The organism is Pseudomonas sp. GM49 (assembly GCF_000282355.1).
GTDB lineage: Bacteria > Pseudomonadota > Gammaproteobacteria > Pseudomonadales > Pseudomonadaceae > Aquipseudomonas.
Map to the genome: position 1 here is coordinate 24048 of NZ_AKJL01000116.1, position 18799 is coordinate 42846.

At 59.9% G+C, this 18799-nt stretch carries 17 protein-coding genes and 2 tRNA genes; 16 read left to right on the forward strand and 3 right to left on the reverse strand.

All coding sequences use genetic code 11. The features are described 5' to 3' along the window. The first annotated feature begins 6 nt into the window (after nt 1-6). The 8 genes from PMI29_RS17415 to ychF all read left to right on the forward strand — a co-directional run bounded on the left by PMI29_RS17415 (nt 7) and on the right by ychF (nt 6924). Entirely contained in the window at nt 7-1731 is a 1725-nt protein-coding gene (locus PMI29_RS17415) for a tetratricopeptide repeat protein (protein WP_007997115.1), read from the forward strand. A gap of 4 nt (nt 1732-1735) precedes the next feature. Continuing rightward, nucleotides 1736-2353 carry a lipoprotein insertase outer membrane protein LolB gene (gene lolB, locus PMI29_RS17410; RefSeq protein WP_007997117.1) on the forward strand — a complete coding sequence of 206 codons (618 nt, stop codon included), beginning with the start codon at nt 1736-1738 and terminating at the stop codon, nt 2351-2353. A 1-nt stretch (nt 2354) separates the two neighbouring features. Next, nucleotides 2355-3206, forward strand: coding sequence for a 4-(cytidine 5'-diphospho)-2-C-methyl-D-erythritol kinase (gene ispE, locus PMI29_RS17405; RefSeq protein WP_007997118.1), 852 nt, complete (start codon nt 2355-2357; stop codon nt 3204-3206). A gap of 36 nt (nt 3207-3242) precedes the next feature. Beyond that, nucleotides 3243-3317, forward strand: a tRNA-Gln gene (locus PMI29_RS17400). Between the two features lie 46 nt (nt 3318-3363). Continuing rightward, the gene (locus tag PMI29_RS0130045) at nt 3364-4305 is read left to right on the forward strand and encodes a ribose-phosphate pyrophosphokinase (RefSeq protein ID WP_003208392.1); all 942 of its coding nucleotides are present in this window, start codon (nt 3364-3366) and stop codon (nt 4303-4305) included. Nucleotides 4306-4447: 142 nt separating this feature from the next. Next, the gene (locus PMI29_RS17395) at nt 4448-5047 is read left to right on the forward strand and encodes a 50S ribosomal protein L25/general stress protein Ctc (RefSeq protein ID WP_007973891.1); all 600 of its coding nucleotides are present in this window, start codon (nt 4448-4450) and stop codon (nt 5045-5047) included. Between the two features lie 169 nt (nt 5048-5216). Then, nucleotides 5217-5801 (forward strand): aminoacyl-tRNA hydrolase, encoded by a 585-nt coding sequence (pth, locus tag PMI29_RS17390; protein WP_007973893.1) that lies wholly within the window; start codon nt 5217-5219, stop codon nt 5799-5801. 22 nt (nt 5802-5823) lie between these two features. After that, a complete protein-coding gene (ychF, locus tag PMI29_RS17385) occupies nt 5824-6924 on the forward strand; it encodes a redox-regulated ATPase YchF (RefSeq protein WP_007997120.1) in 1101 nt (366 codons plus the stop codon). A gap of 186 nt (nt 6925-7110) precedes the next feature. On the opposite strand, the gene PMI29_RS17380 is transcribed toward ychF, so the two are convergent. Continuing rightward, the gene (locus PMI29_RS17380) at nt 7111-8328 is read right to left on the reverse strand and encodes an MFS transporter (protein ID WP_007997122.1); all 1218 of its coding nucleotides are present in this window, start codon (nt 8326-8328) and stop codon (nt 7111-7113) included. 333 nt (nt 8329-8661) lie between these two features. Between PMI29_RS17380 and PMI29_RS17375 the strand changes: the two genes are divergently transcribed. Continuing rightward, a complete protein-coding gene (locus PMI29_RS17375) occupies nt 8662-10719 on the forward strand; it encodes a methyl-accepting chemotaxis protein (RefSeq protein WP_007997124.1) in 2058 nt (685 codons plus the stop codon). 15 nt (nt 10720-10734) lie between these two features. Here PMI29_RS17375 and PMI29_RS17370 read toward each other — a convergent pair whose 3' ends face one another. Further along, nucleotides 10735-11640 (reverse strand): LysR substrate-binding domain-containing protein, encoded by a 906-nt coding sequence (locus tag PMI29_RS17370; RefSeq protein ID WP_007997125.1) that lies wholly within the window; start codon nt 11638-11640, stop codon nt 10735-10737. Between PMI29_RS17370 and PMI29_RS0130050 the strand changes: the two genes are divergently transcribed. The 7 genes from PMI29_RS0130050 to PMI29_RS17340 all read left to right on the forward strand — a co-directional run bounded on the left by PMI29_RS0130050 (nt 11639) and on the right by PMI29_RS17340 (nt 17479). Further along, nucleotides 11639-11869, forward strand: a complete 231-nt coding sequence (locus tag PMI29_RS0130050) for a hypothetical protein (RefSeq protein ID WP_033052289.1) — start codon at nt 11639-11641, stop codon at nt 11867-11869. The genes PMI29_RS17370 and PMI29_RS0130050 overlap by 2 nt on opposite strands. Continuing rightward, nucleotides 11866-12984, forward strand: coding sequence for an ABC transporter ATP-binding protein (locus PMI29_RS17365; protein WP_007997126.1), 1119 nt, complete (start codon nt 11866-11868; stop codon nt 12982-12984). Before PMI29_RS0130050 ends, PMI29_RS17365 begins: the two co-directional genes overlap by 4 nt. Before the next feature lie 15 nt (nt 12985-12999). Further along, entirely contained in the window at nt 13000-13920 is a 921-nt protein-coding gene (locus PMI29_RS17360) for an ABC transporter permease (protein ID WP_007997128.1), read from the forward strand. After that, on the forward strand, nt 13920-14726 hold the full coding sequence (locus PMI29_RS17355; RefSeq protein WP_007997130.1) for an ABC transporter permease: 807 nt from the start codon (nt 13920-13922) through the stop codon (nt 14724-14726). Before PMI29_RS17360 ends, PMI29_RS17355 begins: the two co-directional genes overlap by 1 nt. Before the next feature lie 27 nt (nt 14727-14753). After that, nucleotides 14754-15800 carry an ABC transporter substrate-binding protein gene (locus tag PMI29_RS17350; protein ID WP_007981817.1) on the forward strand — a complete coding sequence of 349 codons (1047 nt, stop codon included), beginning with the start codon at nt 14754-14756 and terminating at the stop codon, nt 15798-15800. Between the two features lie 60 nt (nt 15801-15860). Continuing rightward, nucleotides 15861-17333: an amidase gene (locus PMI29_RS17345; protein ID WP_007997132.1), complete on the forward strand. Its 1473-nt coding sequence runs from the start codon at nt 15861-15863 to the stop codon at nt 17331-17333. A 69-nt stretch (nt 17334-17402) separates the two neighbouring features. Further along, nucleotides 17403-17479: transfer RNA gene (locus PMI29_RS17340), tRNA-Met, on the forward strand. A 182-nt stretch (nt 17480-17661) separates the two neighbouring features. Here the strand turns inward: PMI29_RS17340 and PMI29_RS17335 are convergent. Next, nucleotides 17662-18765: a DUF2817 domain-containing protein gene (locus PMI29_RS17335; RefSeq protein WP_007997133.1), complete on the reverse strand. Its 1104-nt coding sequence runs from the start codon at nt 18763-18765 to the stop codon at nt 17662-17664. Nucleotides 18766-18799: the final 34 nt, after the last annotated feature.

Genomic DNA, 18799 nt, shown 5'->3' on the forward strand with positions numbered 1-18799 from the left:
TCCTATATGAATAGATCTTCCGCGTTGCTCCTCGCTCTTGTCTTCCTCAGCGGCTGCCAGGCCTTGGCACCCGTATCGTCGGACGGTACGTCGCCGGTTGAAGACAGCACCCCGGCCCCTGAAAAGCCCAAGGTCTACAGCTCATTCAGCGAGGAAACCATCTTCAGCCTGTTGAGTGCCGAACTGGCTGGCCAGCGCAATCGTTTCGACATTGCCCTGGACAACTATGTGACCCAGGCCATCAACACCCAGGATCCGGGTATCTCCGAGCGGGCATTCCGTATCGCCGAATATCTGGGTGCCGATCAGGCAGCCTTGGATACCTCGCTGATCTGGGCCAAAAACGCCCCCAACGACCTCGAAGCGCAACGCGCCGCCGCCGTACAACTGGCACGTGCCGGGCGTTACGACGACTCCATGGTCTATATGGAAAAAGTCCTGCAAGGCAAGGGCGACACCCATTTCGACTTCCTCGCGCTGTCTGCGGCCGATACCGACCAGGACACCCGCAACGGCTTGATGAAAAGCTTCGACCGTTTGCTGCAACGCCATCCGAACAACGGCCAGCTGATTTTCGGCAAGGCGCTGCTGATGCAACAGGATGGCGATGCCAAAGGCGCGCTGACGCTGCTGGAAAACAATCCGCCCGACGACGGCGAAATCGCTCCGATCCTGCTGCGCGCACGCCTGCTGCAAACCCTGAATCGCGGTGACGAAGCCCTGCCGTTGCTGCAGAAAAGCATCAAGAAATACCCGGATGACAAGCGCCTGCGCCTGACTTACGCACGCATGCTGGTTGAACAGGACCGCATGAACGACGCCAAGGCCGAGTTCTCGAGCCTGGTTCAGCAGTACCCGGAAGATGACGAACTGCGTTACTCGCTGGCACTGGTCTGCCTTGAAGCCAAGGCCTGGAATGAAGCCAAGGGCTATCTGGAAGACCTGATCGCCCGGGAAAGTCACGTCGATTCGGCGCACCTGAACCTCGGTCGCATTGCCGAAGAACAAAACGACCCGCAAGGCGCGCTGATCGAATACGCCAAAGTTGGCCCGGGCAACGACTTCCTGCCGGCGCAATTGCGTCAGGCCGACATCCTGATCAATAACGGCAAGACCGCCGAAGCGCAACGCAAGCTGGCGGCAGAGCGCGATGAACAGCCGGATTACGCCATCCAGTTGTACCTGATCGAAGTCGAAACCCTGTCCGCCAACAATCAGGGCGACAAGGCCTGGAATGTTCTGCAACAGGCCTTGCAGAAATACCCGGACGACTTGAACCTGCTCTACACCCGCGCCATGCAGGCGGAAAAACGCAATGACCTGGCGCAGATGGAAAAAGACCTGCGCACGATCATCAAGCGCGACCCGGACAATGCCATGGCGTTGAACGCCCTCGGCTACACCCTGTCTGACCGCACCACACGCTACGCCGAAGCCAAGGCCCTGATCGAACAGGCGCACCAGATCAGTCCGGAAGACCCGGCGGTACTCGACAGCCTTGGCTGGGTGAATTACCGCATGGGCAATCTCGACGAAGCCGAGCGCCTGCTGCGCCAGGCCCTGGAACGCTTCCCCGATCAGGAAGTCGCCGCTCACCTGGGCGAAGTCCTGTGGGCCAATGGCAAACAGCGTGAAGCCAGACAAGTCTGGGGCAAGTTCCTCAAGGAACAACCCGACAGCCCGACCCTGCGCGGCACCATCAAACGCCTGACCGGATCAGAGACTCTTTAAGATTATGTTTTTGCGCCATTTCATCGTTTTCAGTTTTATTGCCCTGCTCGCCGGTTGCGCGGGCCTGGGTCCCCGCGAATCAGTCGAGGGTCACGGCAACCCCGCCCAATGGCGCGAGCACAAACAGCAACTGACCGGCCTCGATGGCTGGCAGATCGACGGCAAGATCGGCATCCGCGCCCCGAAAGACTCGGGCAGCGGCACGTTGTTCTGGTTGCAACGCCAGGATTACTACGACATTCGCCTGTCCGGACCACTGGGTCGTGGCGCGGCACGCCTGACCGGACGGCCGGGCAAGGTTTCGCTGGAAGTCGCCAACCAGGGGCGTTACGACGCACCGACCCCTGAAGTGTTGCTCGAAGAGCAACTGGGCTGGAAGTTGCCGGTGTCCAACCTGGCCTGGTGGGTCCGCGGGCTTCCGGCTCCGGATAGCAAAAGTCACCTGACACTGGATGCCGACAGTCGCCTGGCCAACCTCGAACAGGATGGCTGGCAAGTCGAATACACCGACTACACCCAGCAAAACGGTTACTGGCTCCCCGAGCGAATCAAGCTGCACGGCACCGACCTTGACGTCACACTGGTGATCAAGGCCTGGCAACCGCGCAAACTGGGGTCGTGACATGCCAGCCAATCGCCTGACTTTGCCATCTCCGGCCAAACTCAATCTGATGCTGCACATTCTCGGTCGCCGCGAAGACGGCTACCACGAGTTGCAGACGATGTTTCAGTTCCTCGATTACGGCGACGAAATCACCTATGCCCTGCGCGATGACGGCGTCATTCAACTGCACACCGAGTTCCCGGGCGTCCCCCACGACAGCAACCTGATTGTCAAGGCTGCGAAAAAACTTCAGGAGCAATCCGCTTGCTCGCTGGGCGTCGATATCTGGATCGAAAAAATCCTGCCCATGGGTGGCGGCATTGGCGGCGGCAGTTCGAATGCCGCAACGACTTTGCTCGGTCTCAATCATCTGTGGCAATTGGGCTGGGATGAAGATCGCCTGGCTGGCCTGGGATTGACGCTAGGTGCCGACGTCCCGGTTTTCGTACGTGGCCACGCGGCATTTGCCGAAGGCGTGGGGGAGAAACTGACCCCTGTCGACCCGGAAGAACCGTGGTATCTCGTGCTGGTGCCGCAAGTATCTGTAAGTACGGCAGAAATTTTTTCAGATCCGTTGTTGACACGTAACACTCCTCCCATTAAAGTGCGCCCCGTTCCCAAGGGAAACAGTCGAAATGACTGCTTGCCGGTGGTAACAAGGCGTTATCCAGAGGTACGTAACGCTTTGAATTTGTTAGGTAAATATACCGAAGCAAAACTCACCGGAACTGGAAGTTGTGTGTTTGGGGGCTTCCCAAGCAAAGCTGAAGCTGATAAAGTCTCGGCCCTTCTGACAGAGACCCTTACAGGTTTTGTAGCAAAAGGAAGCAACATTTCGATGTTGCATCGCAAGCTGCGAAGTCTGCTCTAAAGGAACCGATTACTGGGTAATCGTTGCAACAGATACAGGGGCGTCGCCAAGCGGTAAGGCAGCAGGTTTTGATCCTGCCATGCGTTGGTTCGAATCCAGCCGCCCCTGCCATTTTCCTATACTCATCCAGGTTACCCTCAGCCTTCAGGTACTGCGCGTGTCCAAGATGATGGTCTTTACGGGGAACGCTAACCCCGATCTGGCTCGGCGTGTCGTACGTCAGCTGCATATCCCTCTCGGTGACATCTCTGTCGGTAAATTCTCCGACGGCGAAATTACAGCCGAGATCAATGAAAACGTCCGCGGTAAAGACGTCTTCATTATTCAGCCGACTTGCGCTCCGACCAACGATAACCTGATGGAACTGGTAGTGATGGCTGATGCCTTCCGCCGCTCCTCGGCTACTCGTATCACTGCTGTTATTCCTTACTTTGGTTATGCCCGTCAGGATCGCCGTCCGCGTTCCGCACGTGTGGCTATCAGCGCGAAAGTCGTGGCTGACATGCTTACCGTAGTCGGCATCGACCGTGTTCTCACGGTTGATCTGCATGCTGACCAAATCCAGGGTTTCTTCGATATTCCGGTAGATAACATCTACGGCTCCCCGGTTCTGGTGGATGACATCGAAGATCAGCGCTTCGAAAACCTGATGATCGTGTCCCCGGACATTGGCGGCGTCGTGCGTGCACGTGCCGTTGCCAAATCCCTGGGCGTGGATCTCGGGATCATCGACAAACGCCGTGAGAAAGCCAATCACTCTGAAGTGATGCATATCATCGGTGATGTCGAAGGGCGTACCTGTATTCTGGTCGATGACATGGTCGATACCGCAGGCACCCTGTGCCACGCGGCCAAGGCCCTGAAAGAGCATGGCGCTGCCAAGGTTTTCGCCTACTGCACGCACCCTGTGCTGTCGGGTCGGGCGATCGAAAACATTGAAAATTCCATGCTGGACGAGCTGGTGGTGACTAACACCATCCCTCTTTCCGCTGCAGCACAAGCCTGTTCGCGTATCCGCCAACTGGATATCGCACCGGTAGTTGCCGAGGCGGTCCGCCGCATCAGCAATGAAGAATCGATCAGCGCGATGTTCCGCTAAGGGCCCTGCCCTTCTCGAAATGTCTCGTTGACGAAAAGCGCCCCGCCCCGGCATTCATGTCGGGGCGGGGCTTTTTTGCCCATATCGCCTTTAGCGCTGGTCGCAAACGCTGGGGCGAATGTGGTTATTTTGGAGATACAACATGAACGATTTTACTCTGAATGCTGAAGTGCGTTCCGACCTGGGGAAAGGTGCGAGCCGCCGCCTGCGTCGTCTCGCAAGCCTGGTTCCAGCTGTAGTTTACGGTGGCGACAAAGCCCCTGAATCCATCAGCATGCTGGCCAAAGAAGTTGCCAAACTGCTCGAAAACGAAGCGGCTTACAGCCACATCATCGAGCTGAACGTTGGTGGCACCAAGCAGAACGTCGTGATCAAAGCCCTGCAGCGTCACCCGGCCAAAGGCCACGTGATGCACGCTGACTTCGTACGCGTAGTAGCTGGCCAGAAACTGACCGCTATCGTTCCAGTGCACTTCATCAACGAAGAAGCACCGACCAAGAAAGGCGGCGAAATCTCGCACGTTGTTGCCGAGATCGAAGTTTCCTGCCTGCCGAAAGATCTGCCTGAGTTCATCGAAGTCGACCTGGCTAACGCTGAAATCGGTTCGATCATTCACCTGTCGGACCTCAAGGCGCCTAAAGGCGTTGAGTTCGTGGCCCTGGCACACGGCGATGACAAGGCTGTTGCCAACGTCCACGCTCCACGTGTTGCTCCAGAAGCTGCAGAAGGCGCTGCAGAGTAATTTTACTCTGTACGCCGGAGTGACCGGAAACATCGCGGACTAGAGCATAGCGAGAAAGCGGGCGAGAACGCGGAGTTTACATCATGGTAAATGAGCAATTTTCGTCCACTTTCGCCGCTCTCCCTGATTGCGGCGATGTTATCCACCACTCCAATGAAGGGCCCCTATCGTGACTGCCATCAAACTGATCGTTGGCCTGGGAAATCCAGGCGCTGAATACGAACAGACCCGGCATAACGCAGGGGCCCTTTTTGTTGAGCGCATCGCGAACGCACAAGGTGTGAACCTTGTGGCGGACCGCAAATATTTCGGCCTGACCGGGCGCTATTCGCATCAGGGTCAGGATGTTCGTCTGCTGATTCCCACCACGTACATGAACCGCAGCGGCCAGGCCGTGGCGGCACTCGCCGGTTTCTTCCGCATCAAGCCTGAAGAAATCCTCGTGGCGCATGACGAACTCGACCTGCCTCCAGGCGTTGCCAAGCTCAAAGTGGGCGGCGGCCATGGCGGTCACAACGGGTTGCGCGACATCATTGCGCAACTGGGCAATCAGAATACCTTTCATCGCTTGCGGCTTGGCATTGGCCACCCGGGCGTTGCCAGTATGGTTTCAAATTTCGTCCTGGGTCGTGCGCCACGCGCCGAACAGGAAAAACTCGATGCCAGCATCGACTTTGCCCTCGGCGTGCTGCCGGATATCCTCGCCGGGGAATGGAACCGCGCGATGAAAAACCTGCACAGCCAGAAGGCCTGACTCACTCCTCGGGGAAAACACCATGGGATTCAATTGCGGCATCGTCGGTCTGCCTAACGTCGGCAAGTCCACCCTGTTCAACGCCCTGACCAAATCCGGGATCGCGGCCGAGAACTTCCCCTTCTGCACCATCGAACCGAACAGCGGTATCGTGCCGATGCCGGATCCGCGTCTGGATGCCCTGGCAGCCATCGTCAATCCAAAGCGCATCCTGCCGACCACCATGGAATTCGTCGACATCGCTGGCCTGGTAGCCGGCGCATCGAAAGGCGAAGGCCTGGGCAACAAGTTCCTGGCCAACATCCGTGAAACCGATGCCATCGCCCACGTGGTCCGCTGCTTCGAAGACGAGAACGTGATTCACGTCTCCAACAGCGTCGACCCGAAACGCGACATCGAAATCATCGACCTGGAACTGATCTTCGCCGACCTCGACAGCTGCGAGAAGCAACTGCAGAAAGTCGCGCGCAATGCCAAGGGCGGTGACAAGGACGCAGTGGTCCAGAAAGGCCTGCTGGAGCAATTGATCGCTCACTTTACCGAAGGCAAGCCGGCGCGCAGCCTGATGAAGAACATGGGCACCGACGAGAAAGCGGTGATCAAGGGCTTCCACCTGCTGACCACCAAACCGGTCATGTACATCGCCAACGTCGCTGAAGACGGCTTCGACAACAACCCGCACCTGGACGTGGTCAAGGCCATCGCCGAAGAAGAAGGCGCCGTGGTTGTACCGGTGTGCAACAAGATCGAAGCGGAAATCGCCGAGCTCGATGACGGCGAAGAAAAAGACATGTTCCTCGAAGCCTTGGGCCTCGAAGAGCCTGGTCTGAACCGCGTGATCCGCGCTGGCTACGAAATGCTGCACCTGCAGACCTACTTCACCGCCGGTGTCGAAGAAGTCCGCGCCTGGACCGTGCGCGTCGGTGCCACCGCACCACAAGCCGCTGGCGTGATTCACACCGACTTCGAAAAAGGCTTCATCCGCGCCGAAGTGATCGCCTACAACGACTTCATCCAGTACAAGGGCGAAGCCGGTACCAAGGAAGCCGGTAAATGGCGCCTGGAAGGCAAGGATTACATCGTCAAGGACGGCGACGTGATGCACTTCCGCTTCAACGTGTAAGCTACACGCCCAAGAAAAAGCCGCGTTTGATACGCGGCTTTTTTATGCCTGAAACAATCATCCGCCACACCACATTCCCATGTGGGAGCGAGCTTGCTCGCGATGACGATATGACATTCAACGATGATGTTGACTGATACACCGCTATCGCGAGCAAGCTCGCTCCCACAGGGGATTTGTGTCGAGTCAGGCCTTTTTGGTTCGCGGCAAAAAGATCGCCAACACCCCGAACAACGGCAGGAACGAACACAGGTAGTACACGTATTCGATGCCGTGAATGTCTGCCAGATGGCCCAGCAACGCCGCGCCGATCCCGCCGAAACCGAACATCAGACCGAAGAACACCCCGGCGATCATCCCGACATTGCCCGGCACCAGTTCCTGGGCGTACACCACGATGGCCGAGAACGCCGAGGCGAGGATGAAGCCGATGACCACGCTGAGGATGCTGGTCCAGAACAGGTCGACATGCGGCAGCAGCAAGGTGAAAGGTGCAACGCCGAGGATCGAGAACCAGATAACTGCCTTACGCCCGATCCTGTCGCCGATCGGCCCGCCAAAGAATGTCCCCGCCGCGACCGCGCCGAGAAACAGGAACAGGTGTAACTGCGAACTGGCCACCGACAGGTCGAATTTCTCGATCAGGTAGAACGTGAAGTAACTGGTGAGGCTGGACATGTAGAAGTACTTGGAGAACACCAGCAGCCCGAGTACCACCAGCGCGCTGGTCACTCGGCCCTTGGACAGGCCGTGAGTCGCCGCCTGACCTTGCTTGAGCTTGAACAGGTTCAAGTGGTTGGCGTACCAGCGGCTGATCCGGTAGAGCACGAACAACGCAAACACCGCGAACAGCCCGAACCACGCCACGTGCCCCTGGCCGTAGGGAATGATGATCGCTGCCGCCAGCAACGGGCCGAACGCCGAGCCCGCGTTGCCGCCAACCTGGAAGGTCGATTGCGCCAGCCCGAAGCGCCCACCCGAAGCCAGTCGCGCCACGCGGGAAGCTTCCGGGTGAAAGGTCGAAGAACCGATGCCGATCAAGCCCGCTGCCAGCAGAATCAACGGAAAGCTGCCGACCACCGACATCATCAGAATCCCGACCAAGGTGCAGACCGTACCCGCCGGCAACAACCACGGCTTGGGATGGCGGTCGGTGTAGTAACCGACCCACGGCTGCAGCAGCGAGGCCGTCAACTGGAATGTCAGGGTGATCAGGCCGACCTGGGTGAAGGTCAGGCCATAGTTGGCCTTGAGCATCGGGTAGATCGACGGCAGCACCGACTGGATCAGGTCGTTGATCAAATGCGCCAGCGCCACCGCGCCGATGATGCGCATCACCAGGGGACTGCTTTGGGGCGTAGCGGACGCCGGCACTGAGCCGGTCTGGGCGTTGCTGATAGCCATGGGGTTTTCCGTACAACTGATGGGTGCAAACGGGCAGGTGCGTCAATGTGCCATTTTTCGGTGCGACAGCGCCATCCCCTTAGCCAGCTAACGAACTCGATTTCCATCGCGGAAAAGTGATAGCGCAAAGCCATGGTCTGAATCTTGCCTTGCTTGTCTGCTTGAACGCGGCCCCCTTACAAAGGAGGCCGAGAATGGGAAGTTTCGCCACAGAGTCGGCCTACAGAGCAGACAAGGGTGAACTTTCGGGGCCTTTTTAGAGGGCACGAGTCGGAGGTGCAACAACCTTCGACGCACGCCAATGGTGCGTGGTGTCCAGAGGAGTCATGGGGCATGCAGGCTTTTTTATCACCGGGGATCGGACTGCTGGGGCGTTTTGGTTTTGCACGCAAATTCCAGCTGTTGTTTTTGCTGTTTATCCTGCCGCTGGCGGGCAGCCTGTGGATGATCGGCCAGGACTATCGCGACAAACTCAGCCTGATCTCCGGCGAACGCGCCGGGGTGCGGCAACTGCTGGCTCTTGATACGCTGGATGACCTGCTCGCCGCCCAGCGTGATCGCGCCGCACGGTGGCGCGCGACGGAAACCAATCGCCAACCGACACCAGCCACACTCGCTGCGATGGCCGCCTTCGATGCGGTTCAGCCCGCCGTCAGCCAGGCCACTGCCGAGTTGGGCAATGCCCTGCAAAAAGAAGGCGCCGAGGGCGAAAGCCTGACGCGTTACCAGGCCCTGCAAACCGCCCTCGATGGCCTCGACTCAAAAAGCCTGAGCAGTGTCGGTTGGTGGCCCGATGGCTATGATCGCTTCACCAACGCCCTGAGCGCCCTGCAAGCCTTGCGCGAGCAGATCGCCATGGACAATCGCCTGACACTGGCGCCGTGGCTGGAGACTTATTTGTTGACGCAAATCTCCACTCAACATGCGCCGGACCTGATCGAACGGGTTGGTCGCCTGGCGGCAGTGGGACAGGCTTCGGTGGTGTCCGGACAGTTCACCCTGCAAAGCCGTCTGCAATTGCGCGACTTGCGCAGCCGCATTGGCGACGCCCGTGAGCAGTTGGTTAAAACCGCGGGTTTGCTCGAAGCGCGCTTGCCCAGCGCCCTGCAAACCTGGGCCGGGCAATACCATGACAGCCTCAAGCACCTGGACGCCGGCCTGAAGGTGCTGGATGACGGCGTGTTCGGCGGCAGCATCAACCTCAAGCCGGATGACTTCGAGCGCAGTCTCGATGCCCTGCTCGCCGACCTCGCTTCGTTGCGCCAGCAGTCGCTGGTATCGCTGGATCAACGCCTGGATTACTACCACGGCTCGGCGATCCGCCAGTTCACTGTGGTGGCCGCCGTGTTGGGTTGCCTGTTGCTGGCCGCGCTGTATCTGTTCATCTGTTTGCAGGCTTCGATTCGCCGTAGTGCCAGCGGCATCACAGTACTGGCCGAAGCCTTGCGCGACGGCAATCTGAGTCTGCAAGTGCCGGTTCAGGGGCGGGACGAACTGGCAGTCATCAGCACCGCGCTGAACGTCGCCGTGGTGCAACTGCGCAGCAGCCTGCAAGGGGTGGATCACGAAACCCTGCAACTGAGCAACGCGGTGCAAACCCTCAACCATCACTCCAGCGACGCTCTGGGCGAAGTCGAAGCCCAGCAGTTGCAGATCAGCCAGATTGCCGCAGCAGCGACGCAATTGGCCGCCACTTCGCAAGGGGTGGCCCACAGTTGCGAACAGGCGTCCGGCAGCGCCCAGCACACCCGGCGCATTGCCGCCGACAGCAGCCGAGACAGCCTGCGCACCACCGCGAGCATCCAGCAACTCAATCAACGCCTGAACGAGACAGCGGCAGCACTGGGCCGGGTCAGCGAGCAGGGACAGCAGATTCAACTGGTGGTCGACACCATTCGCGGCGTCGCCGAGCAGACCAACCTGCTGGCACTCAACGCCGCCATCGAGGCGGCCCGGGCGGGTGAGCAAGGGCGCGGCTTCGCGGTGGTGGCCGATGAAGTGCGCAGCCTGTCGCAACGCACGCAATCGTCGACCGCGCAGATTGCCGGCACGGTCGACAGCCTCCGTAATACCGTGAATGAGGCCGTCAGCCTGATGCAAGCCGCGTGCAGTCAGGCAGAGTCCGATGCGCAAGCGGTCACCGGCCTGGGTGAACGCCTCGGGGAAATCGCCAGTGCGGTGCAGAGTGTCACCGATACCCTGGCGCAAATCGCCACGGCGGTGGAGGAACAGGCCAGTACCGCCGACGAGGTCAGCGGCAATATCCAGCAGGTCGATCAAGCGGCGCTGCGTCTGCTCGAAGGTGCCCGTGCGGTGAACCAGGCAGCGGACACCTTGAGCCACGGCAGCAAGGCCCTCAGCGACAACACCGGGCGCTTCCGCTTGAGTTGAATCTGGCAGTGCTTCTCAGGTGTGGATGACCGCTTCCGGGAAGTCCTGCTCCAGCTCGGTCTTGAGCCAATCGATAAACCACGCCACGTCCGCCGAGAGCTCGGCGGACGGCGTCAGCACCCGATAGCTTTCCAGCTTCACTTGCGCGTCCACCACCCGCACCAGCTTGCCTGTATCGAGCTCTTCGCGCACCAGCACTTCGTTGGCCAGCGCAATGCCCTGCCCGCTCTCGGCCACCGATAATGCGTGGTCATTGTTGACGTAGAGCATGTCCGAATTGAGGTGGATGTCGAGGTCATTGGCGGCGAACCACAGGTTCCACCACTCGCCGTCATCGACGTGAATCAGGTTGTGTTTCACCAGGTCCGCGGGGCTGCCAATGGGCGCGACGCTGGCCAGATATTCGGGGGAACAGATCGGAAACACCCGAGGACAAATCAGGCTGGTGCGGGAGTGGGCATATTGGCCATCCACCCCGTAGACGATGCCCAGGTCAGCGCTCTTGCCATCCACTTCGGTGAAGGTCGAATTGGGTTCGATGGCGAACTTCAAACCCGGTCGCAGATGACGCATGGCCTCGATTCGCGGCATCAGCCAGCGTTTGGCGAACCCCGGCACCACCATGATGCGCAGCCAGCGCTCGGCGTGTTTGGGCTGTGCCTCTTTTCCGGCTTCGATGATCAGCTGCAAAGCGGCGGCGATCTTGCGGTGATACTTCTCCCCCGCCACCGTCAGGTTGACCCCGCGAGAGGTGCGCTCGAACAGTTGGATGCCCAGCCAGTCTTCCAGCAACTTCACGTGACGGCCGATGGCCGGCTGGGTCACGTGCAGGGCCTTGGAGGCTTCGACATAACTGCCCAACCGGGCTGCGGCATCAAAGGCACGCACCGCGTTGAGCGGCGGCAAACGGTGGTCAGGCATGGTTTCCGGGCGCCTTTTGCTGTTAAATTTTTTAACAGCCCCTATGTTAAAATTGAAGTTTCGCCCCCGCAACCCCTCGCTGATAATCGATCCACAGCAGAACAAAAAACAGCTGGTTACAACACCCGAACGCAATCTCGATCCTGCCCAGAAAAATAATATCCATGGTCTGATGGCTCAGCTGTTTACAGCACTCGCGGACGATGGGGGAATCGGAGGTAACGCATGAATGCCCTGCATTCGCTGCAAACACTGGCGGTGTCCATCCGCTCAGTGCGTAAAGTCTACGGTGATCCACGCACCGGTCCGGTGGCACTGAAAAGCATCGACCTGGACATTCGCGACAACGAGTTCTTCACCCTTCTCGGCCCTTCGGGCTGCGGCAAGACCACGCTCTTGCGGATGATCGCCGGGTTCGAATTTCCCACCGAAGGCGAGATTCTGCTCTACGGCGAAAACATCGCCGACCGCCCGCCCTTCCAGCGCCCGGTCAATACGGTGTTCCAGCACTACGCGCTGTTCCCGCACATGACCATCGCCGAGAACCTGGCCTTCGGCCTTGAATCCCACCCGATGGGCAAAGTCCTGAACAAAACGCAAATGGCCGAACGGGTGCGCGAGATGCTTGCCCTGGTGCAGATGGAACGCTTCGCCAACCGCAAGCCGGCGCAACTCTCCGGCGGCCAGCAACAGCGGGTCGCCCTCGCCCGCGCGCTGGCGCCGCATCCCAAAGTCCTGCTGCTCGACGAACCGCTCTCGGCGCTGGACCTCAAGCTGCGCCAGGCCATGCGCGAAGAGCTGAAAACCATCCAGGCGCGAACCGGGATCACCTTCATCTTCGTCACCCACGACCAGGAAGAAGCGCTGACCATGTCCGACCGCATCGCCGTGCTGTCCGAAGGCGAAGTGCAGCAGGTCGGTCGCCCGGAAGACATCTACGAACGCCCGCGCAATCGCTTTGTCGCGGACTTCATCGGCGAAACCAACTTCATCGAAGGTACGGTCACCCGCGTCGAAGACGGCCTGGCCTGGTTCGCCGGCCCGTCCGGGCATCCGCTGCCTGCGCAGCCATGCAGCGATGTGCGAGTCGGGGCCAACGTTGCATTGTCCGTGCGCCCCGAACGATTGCATCTGGTGCCGGGCAGTACCGAAGGCGCTTTGCCTTGCCGGATCGAAGCGCAGATCTACCTCGGCACCGACCTGCAATACCAGGTCAGCCTGAGCGATGGTTCTCGCCTCACTGTGCGCACGCCTAACTGCGTCGACCAAAGCAAGCGCTTCGCCGTCGGCAGCCAGGCCGGTCTGTTGTTCGACCAGGGTAGCGCCAGCGTCCTGCACGATTGAGCACGAGGAATTGCCATGCACGCTTTACCGATTGCCAACACGCTGGAACGTCGGCGGGCCTTCCAGAGTTTTCTCGGTGTCAGCCCGGCGCTGATCGCCATCGGCCTGTTTCTGATCGTGCCGATCCTGATCGTCATCGGTTACTCGCTGATGGAGGCCAACCCCTACGGCGGGGTGAACAAAGTATTCAGCAGCGATGCCTACACTTCGCTGCTGTTCGAACGGCAACTGGATGACAGCCTGGCCTTCGCCGACTCCTATCTGATCATCGCCTTGCGCTCCATCGGCATCGCCGGGCTGACCACCGTCATCACCCTGCTGATCGGTTTTCCGGTGGCCGTGTGGCTGGCCATGCAACCGGCTCATCGCCGTGGCTTGCTGATCTTCCTGATCACCGTGCCGTTCTGGGCCAACCTGCTGATTCGCACCTACGCCTGGATTCTGCTGCTGCGTAACACCGGGGTGATCAATAACAGCCTGTTGGGCCTCGGGGTCATCGACCAGCCGTTGCAACTGCTCTACACCGACGGCGCGGTGCTGCTGGGGCTGGTCTACACCTACGCGCCCTTTGTCGTGCTGCCGATCTACGCCACCCTGGAAAAAATGGACATCCGCTTGCTCGAGGCCGCTCAGGACCTCTACGCCGGCCGTGTGCGCACCCTGCGCAAAGTGGTGTTGCCGATCGCCAAACCGGGAATTCTCGCCGGCGCCATCCTCACATTCGTGCCTTGCCTGGGCGCGATGATCGCCCCGGAATTGCTCGGCGGCGGGACGCGAATGATGCTCGGCAACCTGATCTTCCGGCAGTTCAGCGATGCGCGGAACTGGCCATTCGGTGCAGCACTGTCGCTGGTGCTGATGGCGGCGGTGATGTTGGTTCTGACGGTTTATGCCTTGCGTGCAGAGCGCCAGCGCATCGCCAAAGGAGGTGCGTGATGATCGGCCTGTTCAAACGCAATACGCTGGGCGTGCAGGACTTCCCGGGCTTCGGCGGCTTCAGCCTCCTGTTCTACCTGTACCTCTACGCGCCGATCGTGGTGCTGGTGGTGTTCTCGTTCAACGCCAACCAGTCGGCAACGGTGTGGACCGGGTTCAGCCTCGACTGGTATCGCGCGGCGTTCGCCAACCAGGCCCTGCGCCAGGCGGCCGGCAACAGCCTGTTGATCGCCGTCTGCGCCAGCATGGTCGCCACGGCCATCGCCACCCTCGCCGCCCTCGGCACTTCACGGGGTGCGAAGTTCAAGGGCCTTCAATTGTCCATGGGCGCAATCATGCTGCCCTTGGTGCTGCCGGAAATCGTGGTCGGCGTCGCCACCCTCGCGCTGTTCTCCACCATCGGTCTGTCCCTGGGCTACGGCAACCTGATCATCGCTCACACGGTGTTCTGTATTCCGTTTGCCTTTCTGCCGATACGGGCACGCCTGAACGACATGGACCTGTCCCTGGAGCAAGCCTCGGCCGACCTGTATGCCGGCCCATGGCGGACCTTCCGCAAGGTCACCCTGCCGCAGCTAATGCCGGGGATTTTCTCCGGGCTGATGCTCGCCTTCATCGTGTCGCTGGATAACTTCGTGATCTCGATGATGGTCTCCCAGGCCGGCACCACGACCTTGCCGATCTTCATCTTCGGCCTGTTGCGCATGGGTGTGACACCCGACGTCAACGCCGTGTCGACACTGATCCTGGGCGTCTCGGTGCTGTTCGTCACCCTTTCCTATCTGCTGGGCAAAAAGAAATCCTGAACCTTCTACGTACTGTGGGGAAATAGCATGAGCAAGTGGATTAAAAGCATCGGCACTTCGTTATTCCTGACCTTGCCGCTGACCATGGCCGGCAGCGTTCAGGCCGCGGAAAAACTCAACGTGGTGAGCTGGAGCGGTTACTTTTCACCGGAAATTCTCGCCAAATTCCAGAAGCAGACCGGCATCGAAGTCACCGTCGACTCCTACGATTCCAACGAAACCTTGCTGGCCAAGTTGAAACAGGGCGGTGCCGGCTACGACGTGGCGATCCCGTCCCACCAGTTCATTCCGATCCTGATCAAGGAAAAACTGCTGGAGCGCTTTGACCCGGTCAACGAGCCCTACTACGCCGGCGTCGTCGACAATCTGAAAAAACCCACCTGGGATCCGGAAGGCGCGTACTCCGTGCCGTTCATCTGGGGCACCACCAGCGTGGTGCTCGACACCGGGCGCTACAAAGGCCCTGCCGACAGCTACAAGGTGCTTTACGAGCCGCCTGCCGAGCTGCAAGGGCGGATCAACATGTTCGATTCGGTCAGCGACGTGGTGGACATGGCCAGCCTGTACCTGAACATTCCTTTGTGCAGCGAAGACCCGAAACAGATGCAGCAGATTTTGACCCTGCTCAAGGCGCAGAAACCGTTCGTCAAAACCTACAGCTCCAAGGCTGGCTCGATCCGCGAAAACCTCGCCTCGGGTGAAATCGACATGTCGACCTTCTGGGGCGGTTCGTCGATGCGCGCCCGTGAGATGAAACCGGGCCTGAAGTACCTGTACCCGAAAGAAGGCGTGCTGGCCTGGGTCGACAACATGGTCATCCCGACCGGCAGCAAGAACCCGGCGAACGCCAAGGCCTTCATCGCGTTCCTCAGCCAGCCTGAAAACGCGGCAATGACCCAGAACTTTCTCAAGCACCAGAGCCCGATCAAAGGTGTGGAACCGTTCCTCGACGCCGGGCTGAAAGACGCTCCGGAACTGCACATTCCCGAAGGCACCCAGGTGGTGTTCAGCAAGACCTGCGGCGAAGGCGCGATCCGCCTGGCCGACCGTCTCTGGACCAACCTGATGCGTTGATCCCTGCCGCCCCGGCGCAATGACGGGGCGTTTTTCCAGCCGTCTGAAAGGCCGCTTGCAATGACTTCTAACAACATCAGCGAACTGGTCCTGTTGCAGGCCCATGAACTCGCCGAACGCATCCGCCTGCGCCAGGTTTCCTGCCGGGAAGTGATGCAGACTTATCTTGCCCATATCGAACGCTTCAACCCGCGGGTCAACGCGCTGGTGAGCCTGCAAGCGCCGGAAGACCTGCTGGCCCGGGCCGATCAGCGCGACGCCGAACTGGCCCGTGGCGAGTATCGCGGCTGGATGCACGGCCTGCCTCACGCGATCAAGGACCTGTCCCTGACCCGCGGCATCCGTACCACCTTCGGCTCGCCGCTGTTCAAGGACTTCATTCCCGAGCGCGACGGCATCATGGTCGAACGGATCAAAGCCGCCGGCGCGATCATCATCGGCAAGAGCAATACGCCGGAATTCGGCCTCGGCTCGCAAAGCTATAACCCGCTGTTTGGCGCGACCGGTTGCGCCTACGACCCGAGCAAGACCGCTGGCGGCAGCAGCGGCGGCGCGGCGGCGGCGCTGGCCATGCACCTGGTGCCGGTGGCTGATGGCAGCGACATGATGGGCTCGCTGCGCAACCCGGCCGCCTTCAACAACATCTTCGGTTTCCGTCCGTCCCAGGGCCGCGTGCCGTTCGATGACAGTGCCGATCTGTTTATCGACCAACTCGGCTACGAAGGCCCCATGGCGCGCAGCGTGCGCGATGCGGCGTTGCTGTTGTCGGTGCAGGCCGGAGCCGATGTGCGGGCGCCACTGTCCATCGCCGAGTCCGGCAGCGCATTTGCGGCACCGCTGGATCGGGACTTCAAAGGCACTCGCCTGGGCTGGCTCGGCGACTTCAACGGCTACCTGCCGATGGAAAAAGGCATCCTCTCGTTGTGCGAAAAGGCCTTTGCCGATTTCGAAAGCCTGGGTTGCCATATCGAGCCCGTACAGTCCGAATTCGCGCCAGAGAAACTGTGGAGCAGTTGGCGGACCTTGCGTCACTGGATGGTCGCCGGCTCGTTGGGCGCGACTTACTCCGACCCGCAAAAACGTGCACTGTTGAAACCGGAAGCCTGCTGGGAAGTCGAAAACGGCCTGAAACTCTCGGCCACCGACGTGTTTGCTGCCTCGGTGACGCGCAGCGACTGGTATCGGGCGATCTCCAGGCTGTTCGAACAATACGACTACCTGTTGCTGCCCAGCGCTCAGGTGTTTGCGTTCGATAAGACTCAACCGTGGCCCACTTCCATCGAAAGCGTGACCATGGACACCTATCACCGCTGGATGGAGGTGGTGATTCCCGGCACTTTGTCCGGGAGCCCGGTGGCTAACGTGCAAGTGGGCTTCAACCAGAACGGTCTGCCCATGGGCCTGCAAATCATCGGCAGACACCAGGCCGACTTCGCTGTCCTGCAATTGGCACACGCCTATGAACAGGCCAGTCGCTGGTTCCAGCGCTGCCCTTCACCGCTGCTCAGAGGAGGGATTTTGATAAACGGTTGAAAGCGCAGAGAAATATTTTAGATTTGTGCTTGACGCATCCCCGTTACCGGTGAATAATGCGCGCCACTTGGCTACATAGCTCAGTTGGTTAGAGCATAGCATTCATAATGCTGGGGTCCGGGGTTCAAGTCCCTGTGTAGCCACCAAGTACTAAAAACGGCTTACCGAAAGGTAGGCCGTTTTTTTATGCCTCGTTTTTTATCCCTGTAGGAGCGAGCTTGCTCCGGGCGGCGTTCCGACGATGGTCGTTAACGATAACGCGTGTTTACTGGTTAAACGCGGCGCTCTTGAGTCCATCGTCGGAACGCCGCCCGGAGCAAGTTCGCTCCTACACCGCTGGCAATGCAGACAACGCCCGCTCCCAGATCTGCCACGTCCGTAACCAGACCATCGCCTGCCAATCACTGTCGGCCGGATAGAACTGCTCCAGCAGATTCAACTTGATCCCGCGTCCTACGGCGTCATTCGGGTTGCCGTGCAGATGCAGCCAGTGGTCATCACGCAGATGACGATGAACGTCCGGTCCCGGATACGTCCCGCACTCGATGACGAAAGGCATCAACCGTACCTGCGGCAGCGCATTGATCAGCGCCTGCGAGGTGTAACCGGTGGCCGTTGCCGCCACGCCGGTTTCGCTGACGGTGTCGGCGCCGGTTTGCAGGCTGTAGAGCCACGGACCGTAAATCGCCTGCGCGTCCGCCAGCGCCGGATAGGCTGCCTCGGTAATCGTCAGCAACATCGGATGACCATACTCGCCAGCGCCAGTGTGCAAGTCGAAGCACATGGCGACCTCGGCATGGGCCACGTGCTGTTGCACGATCCGGTGCAACGTGCGGTTCGACCAGCTCGGTGCCAGCCCGCCGAAAAACAGTCCGTCGGGATGAGCATGCTGACCGCCCTCGACGATCGACATCACCGCCGTCCAGCCGTGCTGGCGAATCTGCTCGTCGAGCATGGCATCGGCGCGATCTCGCGCGGGGCCATGCAACTGCGGGCAGGCATAGATTTCGTGCAGGGCGTTGTAGGCCTGGTTGTCCGGCAGCGGTCGCTGGAAATCCAGGTGATTGCGGTTCAGGTCGATGTTGTCTTCGTTGACCCGGCGCAACCACGCCATGCCCCAGGGGTTGATGGCATGGATCATGACCACGGCGACATCCGTTGGCAGGGAACGCTTGCCTAACTCCTGCAGCCATTTGATCTGGCAGCCCGAGCCATAGAAGCCTTCGACCCCATGAGTGCCGCTCAGCGCAATCAACAGGCGCTTGGCGCCCGGATCACCGAGCACCGCCACATCGGTACTCAGCGATTCGCCGAACGGACCTTTGAGCGGGTGTGGATATTCCGTCAGCGTTGCGCCTGCCGTGGTCGCGGCGGCCAGGAACTGTTCGCGCTGGGTGCGATAGCCGGGTTGAGCTGGAAACTCGGTTTGCATGTCTGCCTCTTGTTGATTTTCTGGCCTGTCTGTT

Bases quoted from the DNA above. Each gene is read 5' to 3' on its own strand.
- PMI29_RS17360 (WP_007997128.1), top strand. From the start codon at position 13,000: ATGCACGCTTTACCGATTGCCAACACGCTGGAACGTCGGCGGGCCTTC.
- PMI29_RS17335 (WP_007997133.1), bottom strand. From the start codon at position 18,765: ATGCAAACCGAGTTTCCAGCTCAACCCGGCTATCGCACCCAGCGCGAA.
- PMI29_RS17395 (WP_007973891.1), top strand. From the start codon at position 4,448: ATGAACGATTTTACTCTGAATGCTGAAGTGCGTTCCGACCTGGGGAAA.
- PMI29_RS17365 (WP_007997126.1), top strand. From the start codon at position 11,866: ATGAATGCCCTGCATTCGCTGCAAACACTGGCGGTGTCCATCCGCTCA.
- PMI29_RS17345 (WP_007997132.1), top strand. From the start codon at position 15,861: ATGACTTCTAACAACATCAGCGAACTGGTCCTGTTGCAGGCCCATGAA.
- PMI29_RS17375 (WP_007997124.1), top strand. From the start codon at position 8,662: ATGCAGGCTTTTTTATCACCGGGGATCGGACTGCTGGGGCGTTTTGGT.
- ychF (WP_007997120.1), top strand. From the start codon at position 5,824: ATGGGATTCAATTGCGGCATCGTCGGTCTGCCTAACGTCGGCAAGTCC.
- lolB (WP_007997117.1), top strand. From the start codon at position 1,736: ATGTTTTTGCGCCATTTCATCGTTTTCAGTTTTATTGCCCTGCTCGCC.
- PMI29_RS17370 (WP_007997125.1), bottom strand. From the start codon at position 11,640: ATGCCTGACCACCGTTTGCCGCCGCTCAACGCGGTGCGTGCCTTTGAT.
- ispE (WP_007997118.1), top strand. From the start codon at position 2,355: ATGCCAGCCAATCGCCTGACTTTGCCATCTCCGGCCAAACTCAATCTG.
- PMI29_RS17350 (WP_007981817.1), top strand. From the start codon at position 14,754: ATGAGCAAGTGGATTAAAAGCATCGGCACTTCGTTATTCCTGACCTTG.
- PMI29_RS0130050 (WP_033052289.1), top strand. From the start codon at position 11,639: ATGGTTTCCGGGCGCCTTTTGCTGTTAAATTTTTTAACAGCCCCTATG.
- PMI29_RS17355 (WP_007997130.1), top strand. From the start codon at position 13,920: ATGATCGGCCTGTTCAAACGCAATACGCTGGGCGTGCAGGACTTCCCG.
- PMI29_RS17415 (WP_007997115.1), top strand. From the start codon at position 7: ATGAATAGATCTTCCGCGTTGCTCCTCGCTCTTGTCTTCCTCAGCGGC.
- PMI29_RS17380 (WP_007997122.1), bottom strand. From the start codon at position 8,328: ATGGCTATCAGCAACGCCCAGACCGGCTCAGTGCCGGCGTCCGCTACG.